12 protein-coding genes are annotated in these 14815 nt (G+C 46.0%); 6 read left to right on the top strand and 6 right to left on the bottom strand.

All coding sequences use genetic code 11. The features are described from left to right. Nucleotides 1–107 precede the first annotated feature (107 nt). The 6 genes from HU824_RS08510 (at nucleotide 108) to HU824_RS08485 (ending at nucleotide 5595) form a co-directional block, all read left to right on the top strand. The gene (locus HU824_RS08510) at nucleotides 108–2432 is read left to right on the top strand and encodes an ATP-binding protein (protein WP_008766696.1); all 2325 of its coding nucleotides are present in this window, start codon (nucleotides 108–110) and stop codon (nucleotides 2430–2432) included. Beyond that, on the top strand, nucleotides 2407–3723 hold the full coding sequence (locus HU824_RS08505) for a sigma-54 dependent transcriptional regulator (RefSeq protein WP_008766697.1): 1317 nt from the start codon (nucleotides 2407–2409) through the stop codon (nucleotides 3721–3723). Before HU824_RS08510 ends, HU824_RS08505 begins: the two co-directional genes overlap by 26 nt. Before the next feature lie 304 nt (nucleotides 3724–4027). After that, nucleotides 4028–4444: a hypothetical protein gene (locus HU824_RS08500; protein ID WP_008766698.1), complete on the top strand. Its 417-nt coding sequence runs from the start codon at nucleotides 4028–4030 to the stop codon at nucleotides 4442–4444. 214 nt (nucleotides 4445–4658) lie between these two features. After that, the gene (locus HU824_RS08495; protein WP_008766699.1) at nucleotides 4659–4988 is read left to right on the top strand and encodes a helix-turn-helix domain-containing protein; all 330 of its coding nucleotides are present in this window, start codon (nucleotides 4659–4661) and stop codon (nucleotides 4986–4988) included. A gap of 5 nt (nucleotides 4989–4993) precedes the next feature. Next, nucleotides 4994–5287, top strand: a complete 294-nt coding sequence (locus HU824_RS08490; protein ID WP_008766700.1) for a helix-turn-helix domain-containing protein — start codon at nucleotides 4994–4996, stop codon at nucleotides 5285–5287. Beyond that, nucleotides 5284–5595 carry a helix-turn-helix domain-containing protein gene (locus tag HU824_RS08485; RefSeq protein WP_008766701.1) on the top strand — a complete coding sequence of 104 codons (312 nt, stop codon included), beginning with the start codon at nucleotides 5284–5286 and terminating at the stop codon, nucleotides 5593–5595. Before HU824_RS08490 ends, HU824_RS08485 begins: the two co-directional genes overlap by 4 nt. A gap of 59 nt (nucleotides 5596–5654) precedes the next feature. On the opposite strand, the gene HU824_RS08480 is transcribed toward HU824_RS08485, so the two are convergent. From HU824_RS08480 to HU824_RS08455, 6 genes are all read right to left on the bottom strand, one after another. Beyond that, on the bottom strand, nucleotides 5655–6962 hold the full coding sequence (locus HU824_RS08480; RefSeq protein ID WP_008766702.1) for a site-specific integrase: 1308 nt from the start codon (nucleotides 6960–6962) through the stop codon (nucleotides 5655–5657). A gap of 22 nt (nucleotides 6963–6984) precedes the next feature. Next, nucleotides 6985–8208, bottom strand: coding sequence for a site-specific integrase (locus HU824_RS08475; protein ID WP_008766703.1), 1224 nt, complete (start codon nucleotides 8206–8208; stop codon nucleotides 6985–6987). A gap of 382 nt (nucleotides 8209–8590) precedes the next feature. Continuing rightward, entirely contained in the window at nucleotides 8591–13276 is a 4686-nt protein-coding gene (locus HU824_RS08470) for a hypothetical protein (protein ID WP_176468611.1), read from the bottom strand. An 86-nt stretch (nucleotides 13277–13362) separates the two neighbouring features. Then, the gene (locus HU824_RS08465; protein WP_176468610.1) at nucleotides 13363–13614 is read right to left on the bottom strand and encodes a hypothetical protein; all 252 of its coding nucleotides are present in this window, start codon (nucleotides 13612–13614) and stop codon (nucleotides 13363–13365) included. A 196-nt stretch (nucleotides 13615–13810) separates the two neighbouring features. Then, a complete protein-coding gene (locus HU824_RS08460; protein WP_005837066.1) occupies nucleotides 13811–14200 on the bottom strand; it encodes a hypothetical protein in 390 nt (129 codons plus the stop codon). A gap of 71 nt (nucleotides 14201–14271) precedes the next feature. Beyond that, nucleotides 14272–14814 (bottom strand): hypothetical protein, encoded by a 543-nt coding sequence (locus HU824_RS08455; RefSeq protein ID WP_005837065.1) that lies wholly within the window; start codon nucleotides 14812–14814, stop codon nucleotides 14272–14274. Between the last annotated feature and the right edge of the window lies 1 nt (nucleotide 14815).

Genomic DNA, 14815 nt, shown 5'->3' with positions numbered 1-14815 from the left:
AAAATTTGAAATTATTATTAGTGTTATTCATCTTGGATATTTTTCGTGATTCTGCCGCATGTAGATATTGTACGAAAGCAATATTTGGATTGTAAAATATCAAGCCAATGAAAATACTTTTGCAGCATAAAATATTTATAGGATACTTTCTTTTAATGGCGATCATTGGCAGCATGGTCGCTATTGTTCTGCACGAGCGTAGTCGTGTACAGAAAATAGAGAATGAATCAATCGCTATTTTTCAAACCCAGCACAATATCAATACCACACACCGCTATGTGACCACGTTAGTAACTTATGGTGAATCCGTCATGGTATGGAATGATGAGGATTCTGGGGCTTACCGGGAACGACGTGTACGGACTGATTCCATGCTGCAAACATTACGTACACAATGTAAGGATTTCATACAACCCGAACAGATAGATTCTCTTCGTACATTGTTAGCAGCTAAAGAAGACCATCTGTTTCAAATAATGGAAGCGACCCGAGAACAAAAGAAAACGGATAGCCTTCTATTTCATCAAAAACCGACTGTAACGACACAGACAACCACCCGGACCGTTACCCGAAAGAAGAAAGGTATCGCCGGATTCTTCGGTGGCAAGGAAACCGTACAGATGCCGGTTGTTACAACCAGGCAAACCGCACCGGATAAGGAACTGATCTCGTTGTTGAATAAACGGAAACGGGACATAGAAACTTATACGGACAGCCTGCGGTTGTGCAATAGGGAACTCAACCGGAAATTGCGTTTACTTATTACAAGTCTGGATGAGCAGACATGGAACGCCTTCAGGAGCAAGGAAGAGCGTCTGAAAGCTTCCTACGAACATTCGACTTTGGTCATTACCGGCTTGATTATATTCTCAATCATCCTGTTGTTCATTTCGTATCTTGTCATACAACGGGATATTAAGGTCAAGGCAAAAAACAGGAAGCATCTGGAAGAAACGATAGAGCAGAACATCGCGCTGTTAGAAATGCGGAAGAATATCATCCTGACAATCTCTCATGACATCCGCGCCCCTCTGAACGTAATCAGCGGCAGTGCGGAACTTGCCGTGGATACCCGTGAAAAGAAACGCAGGAACACGCACCTGAACAACATCAGGATCGTGTGCCGGCACGTTGTACACCTGCTTAACAACCTGCTGGACGTGTACCGCCTGAACGAGGCCAAGGAAACCCGCAACGATGTGCCGTTCAACCTGAATGCCCTGTTGGAACGCATTGCCTTCGGCTTCTCCCACGTAATCAATAACAAAGGCATCCTATTCAATCACGATTTTACCGGTACCGATGTCAAGCTTTGCGGTGACGTGGACCGTATCGAACAGATTCTGGACAACCTGCTTAGCAATGCCGTCAAATTTACAGAAACCGGCACAATCAGCTTGAATGCTCGTTATAACAAAGGGGAGTTGGTGTTGGAAATCAAGGATACCGGCATTGGCATGAGTGAAGATGCGCTTTTACGTATCTTCCGCCCGTTTGAACGATTGGGTTCCGTCAGAAACGCGGAGGGTTTCGGATTGGGCCTGCCGATAACAAAAGGTCTTGTCAACCTGCTTGGCGGGACAATAGACGTGACGAGCGGCATTGACCAGGGTAGCACGTTCCGTGTTACACTTCCATTGAAAACCACGGATGAAACGGTAGAGAGCGAGAACTTGATAATTCCACATCCGGCACATTTGCCTCGGAATGTACTTGTCATTGATGACGACACGATGCTGTTGAATGTGATAAAGGAAATGCTGGAGCGTAACGGGATGAATTGTACTACCTGCGTAACCTCCAAGGACGTGGTCAAGGCGATGCGGGGCAAGGATTATGACCTGCTGCTTTCCGACATTCAAATGCCGGGTACCAACGGTATTGATTTATTAACCCTATTGCGCAACTCGAACATCGGAAACTCCCGTACCATCCCTATTGTAGCCATGACCGCACGCGGAGACAGGGACAAGGAAGCTTTTCTCCATGCCGGATTTACGGACTACATCTATAAACCGTTTTCATCCTCGGAACTGCTCGGCCTGCTTTCGAGGATGAAGACAGACAGGCGGGAGAAAAAACCGGAGGTTGATTTCAGTTTGGTCCTTTCAGAGGTCAATGACAAGCACAAGGCACTGCTTTCTCTTATATCCCAATCAGAGAAAGACCGAGAAGAACTTGATGCCGCCATGAAAAACGGCGACAGGCATAAGTTGCGTGAAATCACCCACCGTATGCAACCGATGTGGGAGTTCCTACGGATGGAAGAGCCCCTGCTGGCTTACCGTGCTTTGTTGAAAGACAGTAAAACAAGCGACAAAGAGTTAAAAGAATATACCCGGCAGATAATAGACAGCACCGCCATGCTCATCAAGGCGGCGGAAGCCGAGATAAAAAGACTGACAAATGAAACGGAAGATACTGATAGTTGAAGACAACGTGGGGCTGTCGCAAATACAGAAAGACTGGCTTTCCCGGGCCGGTTATGACGCTGTGACAGCCATGAGCGAGCCGATAGCCCGCTCGTTGATACGCAAAACGCAGTTCGACCTTATATTGTCGGACGTGCGGTTGCCGGAAGGCGACGGCATTTCCCTGTTGGAATGGTTGCGCAAGGAGAAGAAAGACATCCCGTTCATCATAACGACCGAATTCGTTTCCGTCCCGGACGTTGTGCGTACCATCAAACTGGGAGCCAGGGACTACCTGCCCAAACCGGTACACCGGGAACATCTGTTGGAACTGGCGGAAGATGTGTTCCACCCGGTAGCCACCGTGAGAAAGCAGGAACGGCAGTTGTTCCGCCGTATAAGTCCCATGATCCTGAAAGTGGAGAAATTCGCCAGACTGGTCGCCCCGTCCGATATGTCCGTGATGATACTCGGGGCCAACGGGACCGGCAAGGAGTCGGTGGCGCAGACCATCCATGACAATAGCGAACGATACGGCAAGCCTTTTGTCGCCGTAAACTGCGGCGCGTTACCCCGTGAGCTGGCAGCCTCGCTGTTCTTCGGGCATGAGAAAGGCGCGTTCACCGGGGCGGACACGGCAAAGACCGGATATTTTGACCTGGCGAAAGGCGGCACACTGTTCCTTGACGAGATAGGCACGATGCCGCATGAAATCCAATCCATGCTGTTACGAGTATTGCAGGAGAATGTATATACCCCGATAGGAAGCGGCAGGGAACGGATTTCGGATGTCAGGGTCATTTCCGCGACAAACGAGAATATGGAACAGGCCATCAAGGAGGGACGGTTCAGGGAAGACCTTTACCATCGTCTGAACGAGTTTGAGATCCGGCAGCCCTCCCTGGAGGAATGCCCGGAAGATATCATTCCGTTGGCGGAGTTTTTCCGTGAACGTTTCTCGAAAGAACTGAAAAGGACTACGCAAGGATTTACCGAAGAGACCAAACAGAGGATGCTTGCCTACCGGTGGCCGGGCAACGTGCGTGAACTCCGAAACCGTGTCAAGCGTGCCGTACTGGTCTCTGAGTCTCCGATGCTTGACGTGGATGGATTGGAAATAACTGTCTGTGTATGTAGAAATGAAGAAACAGACACACTTGCAATCCTGCCTCTGAAAGGTGAAGCATTTGAGAAAGAAAGCATTATCAGGGCTCTCAAAGCCTGCAACGGTCACCGGGAACAAGCGGCTGGAATGCTGAACATCAACCCGGCAACACTGTACAGGAAGATGAAGAAATACGGGCTGAAATGAATTTGACGACTAAAAATAGTGCAAATGTCACTGAATATGTGTACTTTTGCATTTAAATAGCGAAAAATGCGGCGTGCTGTCTAATGGGCAGTTGCCGTTTATATATAGACATAAGACCGCAAGCGTCCTAATGGGAATCTGGAAAATGAACATTAACAGGAACTATTGCGTGATTGCTTATGCTATGCCTTGGCATAGCGTGCATTCACCTATTCCTGTTAAGGGCATTCCAGAGCCTCCATTAGAAATAGCGTGGATTGCACGCTTCTTTTTTACAGTTTCCGGTTGAAAAAGAATTAAAGCTATGGCAAGGATTCAAGTTGTGACGGCAATAACATTGGACGGTTTCCTTCCGGAACCGGCCGGAGCACTTGTGTCCTGGGTAAGAAACGACAGGCGGGGTTTCCCCTTTTGGCGTGAACGCTGCTCGGCCCTTATATTGCCCCATTCCATCCTTGATTTGCTTTGCGAGAAAGACAACAGGGACGATTCATTCATTTACCTTGCTGAAATCATAGAACCGGAATCGGTGGAGCTGCTTCGCGGGCTTTTCCTCTATGATCTTGTTGATGAACTTGTGGTTTACCAGCTGCCGTTTTCTGCCGGACAAGGGATTCCCGTGTTGAATACATTCCGACCACAACATTGGGAACTGCATAAAACCACCTCTTTTTCCAACGGCATCTGCCGTCTGATCTACCGCAAATCTTGCAAGATGTAACTTGCATTTTGCGAAAAAACTTGCATTTTGCAAGAACATTTTCATCTCCACTTTTCATACTAAAAATTTTTATTCCGCTGTATTTCAATGGAATGCCAATGCCATTCAGTGAAATACATGGTCATTGGTACGCCATTAGCCCTATATGTAGTATAACCTGTTGCGCGACAAGGTGTAAGCAAAACTATTATTTACACTAAAGACAGAATGCATTATGCTACAGATAAACAGCGAAAGTGTCCAAATAATGCTCATGCAAATCATGGAACGGTTTGATAGGATCGACCGTACCCTGGAGCGGATGAACAAGTTGAAAGAGTGTCTGGAAGGCGACACACTTCTGGATAACTATGACCTTTGCCAATTGCTCGGTATCACCAAACGCACGCTGGCACGTTACCGCCAGAAGAAGTATGTCACCTATTACATGATTGACGGACGGACTTACTACAAGGCCTCCGAAGTGGAAGCGTTCCTCAACCAAAAAGGGAAGGTGTTGCCCCCAAAACTGAAAAATCGGATGGATGTTCAACTCAAAAAATGACTGGTATGGAAATAGTATGTATCGACAAACAGACGTTCGATGAACTTCGGGTACGTTTCGGCAAACTGGAGGAAAAGGTAATGGGTATGTGCCGTCCGGTGGAAGACCTCGGCTTAAAAAAGTGGCTTGACAACCAGGAGGTGTGCGAGATATTGCGCATATCCAAAAAGACGCTTCAGGTGTACCGTGACAAGGGTATCCTGCCTTACTCACGCATCAAGCACAAGATTTTCTTCAAAACCGAAGACGTACACAAACTATTGGAATCGAATTACTACCACTTAAAACGAGAACTATGAGCTATCATTTTTTAGAACGGAAAGACCCGCGTGTCGATGTCCTGTTTCAGGGACTTGACAATATGGAGCGGTTAATCGCAGCGATGGAGGACACCCCTAAATCCGTATTCCACGGCGAACGTTTCCTGACGGACGAGGAACTATCCAAAATTCTGAGGGTCAGCAGACGGACATTGCAGGAATACCGCACACTTGGTGTTGTCCCTTACTATCTGGTACAGGGCAAGGCTCTCTACAAGGAATCGGACATCCTTAAAATATTGGAAGATTCCTACAAGCGGTGCAAGGAAGATATGCGGTGGGTGTGACATGACAAAACGGAGAAACGGCCCGTTCATAGGGACATGCGTTTCTCCGTTCTTGATTTTCAGATAGCGCGGGGGGGCCTTTTTCTGCCTTTCCGAGCGGTGAAATCCTCCTCGCAAAGTTCAGTCGTGCTGCTGAAACCGCTTGCTTTCAAAGCCTTCATGTCCTCGTCCACTTTCTTGTCCGTCACCTGCGCGTAAAGTTGCGTTGTAGAAATCGACATGTGTCCCATCATGCGGCTAACCGTCTCTATCGGGACTCCGAGTGAGAGTGTGACATGGGTTCCGAAATTATGCCGGGCCTGGTGGAAGGTCAAATCGAAACCGTACACCTTTCCCAGTTCCCGCGTCAGCAGGATAAAATAGCCGCGGCGGTAAACATTGAACACATTATCCCCTTGTCGCTGGTTCCGGTATTTTTCAATGATTCGTAAGGGAATATCCAACAGGCGGACGGATGAAAGCGTGTCTGTCTTTTGACGGCGTATGTGAATCCACCATGCGCCGTCTTCGGACTGTGTGATGTCACTTGTCTTCAACCTTTTCAAGTCCGCGTAAGCCAGTCCGGTAAAGGTCGAAAACAGGAACATGTCCCTCACGAATTGCAGTTGAGGTTTCTCCACGGGAGTCTCCATAAGTTTCTTGAGGTCTTCCAGCTTCATGTGGCGGCTCTTCCGTCGTGGCAACGCAGGGTGGAGACGGCAGTACGGGTCACGGCGGAGCGTTCCCTGGCTGACTGCCAGTTTGGTCATCTTTTTCAGGCGGTACAGATGCTCATGCACGGTCTTGGGCATCATGTGGCAGTCCTTGCAAAGGAACAGTTCAAAATCATCATAGAAATTCTTGTCAAGGCTACGTAGCGTGACATCTTCCACGCCTTTCTTATCCTTGATGAAAGCGGAAAGGTGCTTGTACGATCTCAAGTAAGAATCAAGCGTTTCCTTGATGCGGTCCAGCCCAACACGTCTTCTGAAATCTTCGTTATGTTCCCGGAAGAGAGCCAGCAGGGTAAGCGGTTTCAGCCCGACACCCATTACGGCGTTCTTCACCAGTTCCGCCGTGATGAATCCCAGGCTGTTCTTAATCCGGTTGTAATGTCCGGTAATCTCCTCCGTCAATTCGTCTATGGCACGGTTCACTGTCACCGCATTCGCACTGCGTCCGTTGGCAAGGCCTTTTTCCGGATTCCAGATGTCGGGATTGACGGATACCTTCGTGCCAATCTGTTCCCATTCGGCATCAATGCTTACCTTGCACAATAATTGACAGGTTCCGTCCTTGCGCATTTTGGTGCGGTTGATATAAAACAGTATCGCGAATGTACTGCGATGTCTGATGGTTTTGTCTGCATGTTCACTTTTCTTTTTCATCTTATTGCGTTTTAGTCGTTTGTCAAATAACCACGGAGAAGCGTTCCGCTATCCTCTCGTTCAGCACACGGGTGTCGGCATTTATCTTGTCGTCAGTCACTTTGGCATAGATTTGGGTCGTCTCAATCCGGGCGTGTCCCAACATCTTGCTGACCGTTTCAAGCGGAACCCCATGTCCGAGCGTGATTTCGGTCGCATAGGTATGGCGGCCGGCATGAAAAACCAGCGGACAGTCTATGTCACAGAGTTTTGCGATACGTTTTAAGTTAAGGTTCATCGTGCTGTTGGAATACATGGGTAGCAGTTTCCCGTCCGGCGCTGTGTCCCTGTATTTCTCCATGATATGTAACGGCAGGTCCAGCAGGGGGATTTCAAACTCGACTCCGGTTTTCCGGCGCGAGCTTCTGATCCACCATGTGCCGTCATCGGCAAGTGACAGATGCTCTTTCGACAGAAGCCGCATATCACTGTACGGGATGCCGGTGTAGCATGAGAAGAGGAACAAATCCCGTGTGAGATAAAGGTTCGGTCTGTGAAGAGGCATGGTCATAAGCCGTTGCAGTTCCTCGGATGTGAGATACCTCCGTTTCTGTTTCGGGCGCACGGGTTCATAGCCGGTAAACGGGTAGGTGGTGATGATGCCGTCCGCTACGGCTTCACCAACGATGATTTTCAACTGCACGGTCAGGTTGATAATCGTTCCCGGAGAGAGGCGACAATCTGTCCGAAGGTGCGAATCGTAATCCTGTATGAAGGAGAGGGTCAATGCCGAAAACGGGATATCCGACAAGTTGTACTTTTCCCGCATGAACCTTTCCACATGGTTGTAGGCGTTCCGATAGCTTCTCAAACTGCCTTCGGTCCGGTTTACACCCACGCGCTTCGCGAAGTTCTCAATAAACGTGCGGAAGTAGCTCAATAACGTTGTCTGTTCACCAGCCATACCCAACAGCAGACTTTTGACATCATCCGCAGTCACACTGTCACGAACAACCGACAGTTCAGCATAGATTCCCAATGCCATCGCACGGATTTCATCCAGCCGATTGTTGATTTCCTTCGCCTTCACACTTTTGCCTGAAGCACGCCCCGAACTCCATATTGCCTGCGGCACACGGAGTTTCAGGCTGAAAGCCGCTTCAGAATACTTGCCGATGTTCAGCCTTGCCATTACAGGACACATACCATCGGCATCCGCCTCGCTCTTTTTGAGGTAGAACGACACCTTTACATTCGCTTGTTCCATAACCTTTTACTTTGTTTGCAAAATTACCGGATATCGAGCAAATGAACGGCATGACGAATATAGCGGAATATGGAAAGAAGCTCCATGCGTAACATTCAGAACCCGTATTTTTTCCCTTTAGCGAAAAAAGCATTAACTTTGTACTCGCAAAATATGAGTGAAACAGCGTTCTTTACGGTGATGTCAGTGGCAGTGCATAGACCTTTTTCCAATATTGTTTTCGACCTTGAACAGGCAACGGATAAGTAGCAATTTATTTTCCTAACTCCTCCAAAACGGGGCAAAACCATATAATGGACGAATATAGGTAAAACCTACATATCTCCCTTTTATTCCAATAGTTTGCATTATTCCTGCGAAATCCATCCGTATGTGAGCGAGTTTATTTATATTTGTCATACCAGGCCTGAATCTGAGGCTGGAGCTGGGCAGTAAACATGGAATCCACCAAGGCATTGCGCATATATTGATAGATATTGTCGGCTATGTCCTCGGCGGTAGCTTCTGCGTCATAGAGCACACTCTTGATACTGTCGGAGAAAGAGTTGAACGCTTTCCTTACCTCCTCTCCAGAGTCTTTCCACGCGTCACTGATTTCCCCGGCAGCATCGGCGACCTCCTTGCTCAACCCGTCAATGTCATTCTTGATGTTTGTACGCTCTTCATCGGTTACAAGTCCATCCTCTGAGTATTCCTTCCATTTTTCCCAGATGGCCTTGATACGCGGTTCGTACTGTTCAAGGTACATTGCCTCAATAAGCTCTTTCCGCATGGAATCGGAGATATTCTTGGCAACAGTCTCAGCAGTAACTTCCGTATCATACAAGGAACTTAATATCCCATCGGAGAATGATTTGAATTCCTCCTCAAGTTCTTTCTTTAGGTTGCTCTCAGTAATGCCAAGAGTATCACTCAGAATATCCTTAGCGGCCGTAATGTCGTTAGCCAACTTCTCCGCTTCGTTTCTTAACGCATCCTTTTCAGCGCCGGTTATGTCACCGTCAGACATGGCTTCCTGAACCTTCTTGTATAACTCCTCTATCTGCGGTTGGAAGCTATCAGTGAACATCTTATCAACCATCTGCTGACGGATGTACTCAAAGATGTTGTCTGTCACATCCTCGGCAGTGGCTTCGACAGAGGACATGGCAGACTTGACGCTATCAACAAACGACTGCAAGTCTTCGGCGTTCTTCAGCTTGTCAGCAAACAAACTATTAACGTCCTCTACGCCCTTCATCATCTGCTCAATGTATTGGTCAATCTGAGAGCCGAGTTGTGCCATGTCACTCTCGGACAATCCGTCTTTGGAAAGCCCCTCAAAGGTCTTGTACAACTCTTCCATCTTGCTCTTGTACTCCTTTTCATACAGAGCGTTAATCATTGCCTGACGGAAGTAATCATAGATATTATCAGAAACATCCTTGGCCGTCACATCAAGGGAAGTAAGAGAACTCTGCATACTACCGATGAAATCCTCATAGTTATCCGTGCTACTGTCGGTATCCTCTTTGGTCCATCCGAAAATTTCCGCAAGCTTGTCACGTTCGGCAAGTGCGGAACCGGCAATTGCGTCATACTGCTTCCGAAGAGCCTCCATCTCCTCCTTCGTAATGCCTCCTTGGTCTTTATTGGCCTGGGCAAAGGCATCGTACCACGTTTGAAGGTCCTCGGTAAATTTGTTGCCTACCATTGTGGTAAGCACGGCACGCTGCATATATCCGCTGAAACTGTCAGAAAAGTCTTTCGCGGAACTGCCCATATCCATGAGGGTATCCACAAAACTGTCGAAAACGCTATCGAACGTTGTCTGTGTCAGTTGTTCACTAATCTGGTTCTGAATATCCTCAATCCTTTCCTCTCCATCTATAATGCCGTTCAAATATTCTTGCACGTCACCGTCCATCTTCGCCCAGAAGGCAGGAGCTTCGGATTTAAGTTTCTCCAATTGCTCAACAGTGAGGTCAAACAGTCCGGTCATTCTTCCGGTCCCGATAAACTCTTTGGCGGCATTGACTGACATGTCGAGTGCGTCGGCAATGTCCTGCCAGTCGCTTGACGAGGTGTTCTTTGCCATCCGCTTGCCAATGGAATGGGAACCTGCAGATGCACCGGAATTAAGGCGCTCTTTTCCCAGCAGGCGATATGCCTCAATCTGCTTTTCAACAAGGCCAAGCGCCTCTTCTCCTACCTTGTCTGCCTCCATGCCGTAGGAAATGCTGATGTATTCCTGCTTCTTGTCTATCAGTTCATCCCATATCTCATTGAGCCTGGTGTACTCCTCAACCATCTCGTTATAGTGGGAATAATCGGCACCGAACATCCCGTCCAATGCGGACACTACAGAGGAAATTCCAGAAACCGCACTCATTGCGCCTCCGACAATATCACCCGACATGATTTGCCCGACCCCGGATGCCGTTTGTCCTAAGCCGCCAAGCGCATCAATGGCACTTGTTATCTTACTGTCGTCAAATCCGAATATGTCGGCGATACTTGAGCCAAACTCATTCAATGCAGGGGCAAAAGACGTCACAGTATTTCCTATATCGGTGATTCCTTGACCGATTTTCTTGGAATCGTTGCCACCCTTTTTTATGGCTTCTATCCCTTTCTCCAAGTCAGAGACGAAAGCCTGCCACGGTGATTTGCCTTTAAGTTCATCCTTTAACCCTTTGATTGCGTCTGTAACATCCTTGATGGATATTTCCCCTTTTTCTATCCCTTCAATGTCTTTATCGGTAAAGCCCATTCCTTTCAAATCAGCAATAGAAATGTCTTTATCAGTACCGGACATGTACTTGACAAGGGTTTCGTATTTGTCAATGATGGACTGAATAGCGGAAACGGACTTATTGCTGGCATCTTCAAAGAGGTCTGCCATCGCCTTTGTGGAGTGACCGAACTGTTCATCAAGCTGTTCAAGAGCCTTGTTCTTTTGGGCTACCTTGGAAGCGTACTCCGGGCTGTCGGTTTGCAGTTTGGCTATCTCGTCATTGTACTTCTGAATAAGATTTTTGCGCTTTTCCTGGTAGTTGCCGAACTCAATGAAATACTCCTGCCATGCTTTTTTGTCGGCTTCAAGTTTGGCTTTACTTGTTGAATCAATATCGCTTTCTCTTTTTTTAGCGGCATTAGAAGCCCATGTGCCAAGTTTCTCCTCTTGTTTATCTGTCAGTTTTCCACCTTGCTCCGTTTCCCAATCCTTGCGCTGTTTTTTAATAGCATCCAGTTCTTTTCGATAGTCCAAGTCAATCTGAGCCAGCTTCTTTTCAGTACCATCCTCCATGAGGTTGATTTCATCCTGCTGGTTTTTCCGACGAATGGAAAGGAGTTGTTCGGCAAGCAGTTCTTGCTGTTTGAGTTGCTTGGCGGCTTCTTTCTTGGCTTGATTTTCCTGCTTAGTCAACGAGCTTCCAGTAATTCCTCCTAAGTCTTTATATTTCTTTTCGGCAGCTTCCATCTTGCCTTTGGCATCTTTCACCTGCTCCGATGTAGCTTCTTGGTCTTTAAGTAATACTTCATAACCTTTCTTTGCCTTTTCCCAATCGGCTTTAGCTGCTGCAAGGTCTTGTTGGTAAGTAGTCTTATTCTTTTCGGTTTCAATACGGGTTTGTTTTGTTGATTTAGCCGTATCTATAAGATTTTTAATGTCTTTTACCTCATAAATTGCTTCATCAGACAAAGAACCTTCCACGTCAATTGGAAGTTTCATCTTTACTTTTCCATTCCCATCTTTTCCTTTGATTCGTTTTTCAAGTTCAGAAATATATTCGTCAAACTTGCTAATATCAACATCTTTCAAGCTTGATATGAATTGCTCTGATATACCCTTTCCTCTCTCAACAAGAAATTCGTCTCTGTAAAAACGAAGTTCCTTTAGTTTGCTAATTTCCTGCTGGGTTAGTTTCCCACCATTAATTTGTTTTGCGGAAAGTGTGTTTTCATAATCAGAAACCGCTTTATTAGCTGCTTCAAAATCTTTTGCAACTCTTTCTCCGGCTCGTTTTGAATCTTCCTCGGCAATCTGCCTTTTAAGTTCAAGAATATCCGCTAACTTGATGCTCTCTATGTCGTACTGGGAGAATATCTTCGGGTATTCCTTGCGTAATTCTGCCAAACTTTGCCCACGTTGCAAATCAGCCAAAGCAATATCACGAGAGCTTTGAATAAGACCCTCTATTTTTTGTTTACGTTCTTTCTCTTGTTTTGCCGACTCTTCTTGTTTCTTGTTGAAACGCTCTTGTGCCTTTTCAGCAATGGATGTATTATCTGCCAATGTCCACATAGCAATCCCAAGAGAAACTATGGCAGTTCCAGCTAATACATAAGGATTCATTGCGAGAACTTTGTTATATGTAGCTTGAGCAACAGTAGCAGCTTTGGTTGCTGCAACCTTTCCCCATATAGCCTTTGTAAATCCTTGCTCAACAATGGAGTTCACCAATAGCCCAGTTCTATAAACACCATATATTGAAACGAGAGCCAATACACTTTGCCCTATAACTTCGTAGTTCTTAACTACAGTATCAGCAACAGATATACTTCCTGAAATCAAATTTTGATTAGCAAGTCCTATCTCAGCCAAAGCAGTAGTTATTGTATCTTCAAAGTTTGACATTTGTCCCTCAATAGTCTTTGCAATAGCTTCCGTAGAGCCTTCAACGCCTTTCATTGAGCCAAATTGTTCAACGGCTTTCATTACAGATTCAACTGTTCGGTCACATTCAACTGTCATATCACGGAACGAAAGCTTAACTTTATTCCCTTCTGTTTGAACACGAACACCGAACTCTTTCCAACGCTCTGGATTATTTATATCAAGTATCGCCTCTGTTAGCTGGTCGAAAGGTTTTGCTACTGTATTGGTAAAATCTCCCATTTTTTTCATGGCATCCATCGAAGGAGTGATACCACGATTGACGAATTTTATAAAATCATCCGTCAGTTCATCAAGTTGGAAGTTTGTTTTTGCGGCAAAGCTATTTATGTCAGATAGATATGCTTTTGCTTTTTCGGAACTACCATTCAGAGCATTAGTTAATACAGATTCATACTTTTGAAACATTCCAGCTGTTGATACTACATTTGAAGCAACTTGTTTCAACATTGCGATTCCACCAATAGCAGCAAGTGTCTTCTTGAATGAGACTCCTACACCTTCATTAACGGTAACAACACTTTTTTGAATCCCGTTTCCATCTCTGCTCCAGCTTTAGCGGCATTAGTTACCAACTCATCCAACCTTTGATTAGATGCAGCAAGTTGAACATTTAAAGCCTTGAAAGCAGCAGGAGACTGCGTGCCATCCATGCTCATTAACTCCTGCTTTAATTTTGCAATTTCATTACGAAGTCTTACAACTTCTTCCCAGTCACTACCTACCTTAAAATATAATTTCGCCATATCTATTTCTTTTTCCTACGATTAGCCAATTCCTTACCACTGATTCTATTCACTTTTTGACCACCATATACTGCGTGTAATTTATCCCGTTGCATCATCAGCAAATTCCGATAAGGGATAACCTCAAACACTTCTGTATAACTCAGATGAAGCGTGTCAATCAAATGGGCTATCTGCCCGAAGAACGTTGCGTTTCCTACTGTTTCGGTCTTGCTGCCAGCATCGACACGTTCCTCATCGAGCTGACACACTGAAAAGCCGAAATATCCATCATAGAGAAACAGACTTCCAAGGCATCTTTGACTTCTTCAAAAGTGCCGTTCTCCAATTCTTTGACCAAACTATCATTCCCGCAGATGAAGCATGAAATACCTTTCAGCATATCTTCAGTAGCTTTAGGAAGCTCTTTAATAGCCTCCATGATATTATCTCCTCGCAGGGCGATATTGGAAAAATGATGAATGGCACGACAGATAACTTTAATTGTAGGCGGTTTGATGGTATAAACGATTCCACCTATCCCTACATTTTTAAAATCCAGCCCTAATAGGGCATCAGAAACCGTTTTTGCTGCTTGATTATTCATAACATTAAATTAAAAAGGCGGTGAGCAACCACCCACCGCCATCTGAAAACAATCCTTTTACTGAAAAATTATCAACCTTCCGGCACTACAACTTCCGATTCGTCAAACCACTTTTCGGAAGCCAATCCATCTACACCTGTGGAAAGGGGAACGGCCGAAACAGCCAATCCGACAGCCTTATCGGTATTAGAGCCACGGGCATTGATAGCCGCTTTCGGAAACACAACATAAACTCCGTCTTTGGTTTTACCAATCACACATTTATGAATAGGCTTATACTTGCCTCTTTCCCAATTCTTTTCTGTGGCTTTACCACCTTGTAAATCAGCCTTTGTAGCATAATCATACTCACCAATGGTGAAGTTGATTTTCACCTCACCCGGTTCAGACGTTTCCCGGTAGTACTCACCAGTCAAAGCGTTTTTGTAACGAGTTACACTTGCCTCTGCTTCTTCGTATTGATACGTGTCACCATGCACATTCTTGACCCGCTTCGTTGCTGCGTTTTTCAAGATGGTGGCTACTTCTGCGCCTGTTAATCCGGCAGCTGGAGTAGTAACCGTTTTAATCGGTTCTGCATAATACAGTTCGTCAATTTCTACTGCTGTAATCATA

This window comes from Bacteroides sp. L10-4, assembly GCF_013373675.1.
Taxonomy (GTDB): domain Bacteria; phylum Bacteroidota; class Bacteroidia; order Bacteroidales; family Bacteroidaceae; genus Bacteroides; species Bacteroides muris.
This window is presented reverse-complemented; position numbering and strand designations above follow the sequence as displayed.

Excerpts from the sequence above, each read along its gene's own strand:
- HU824_RS08510 (WP_008766696.1), top strand. The coding sequence starts at position 108 with ATGAAAATACTTTTGCAGCATAAAATATTTATAGGATACTTTCTTTTA.
- HU824_RS08505 (WP_008766697.1), top strand. The coding sequence starts at position 2,407 with ATGAAACGGAAGATACTGATAGTTGAAGACAACGTGGGGCTGTCGCAA.
- HU824_RS08500 (WP_008766698.1), top strand. The coding sequence starts at position 4,028 with ATGGCAAGGATTCAAGTTGTGACGGCAATAACATTGGACGGTTTCCTT.
- HU824_RS08495 (WP_008766699.1), top strand. The coding sequence starts at position 4,659 with ATGCTACAGATAAACAGCGAAAGTGTCCAAATAATGCTCATGCAAATC.
- HU824_RS08490 (WP_008766700.1), top strand. The coding sequence starts at position 4,994 with ATGGAAATAGTATGTATCGACAAACAGACGTTCGATGAACTTCGGGTA.
- HU824_RS08485 (WP_008766701.1), top strand. The coding sequence starts at position 5,284 with ATGAGCTATCATTTTTTAGAACGGAAAGACCCGCGTGTCGATGTCCTG.
- HU824_RS08480 (WP_008766702.1), bottom strand. The coding sequence starts at position 6,962 with ATGAAAAAGAAAAGTGAACATGCAGACAAAACCATCAGACATCGCAGT.
- HU824_RS08475 (WP_008766703.1), bottom strand. The coding sequence starts at position 8,208 with ATGGAACAAGCGAATGTAAAGGTGTCGTTCTACCTCAAAAAGAGCGAG.
- HU824_RS08470 (WP_176468611.1), bottom strand. The coding sequence starts at position 13,276 with ATGTTTCAAAAGTATGAATCTGTATTAACTAATGCTCTGAATGGTAGT.
- HU824_RS08465 (WP_176468610.1), bottom strand. The coding sequence starts at position 13,614 with ATGGCGAAATTATATTTTAAGGTAGGTAGTGACTGGGAAGAAGTTGTA.
- HU824_RS08460 (WP_005837066.1), bottom strand. The coding sequence starts at position 14,200 with ATGAATAATCAAGCAGCAAAAACGGTTTCTGATGCCCTATTAGGGCTG.
- HU824_RS08455 (WP_005837065.1), bottom strand. The coding sequence starts at position 14,814 with ATGATTACAGCAGTAGAAATTGACGAACTGTATTATGCAGAACCGATT.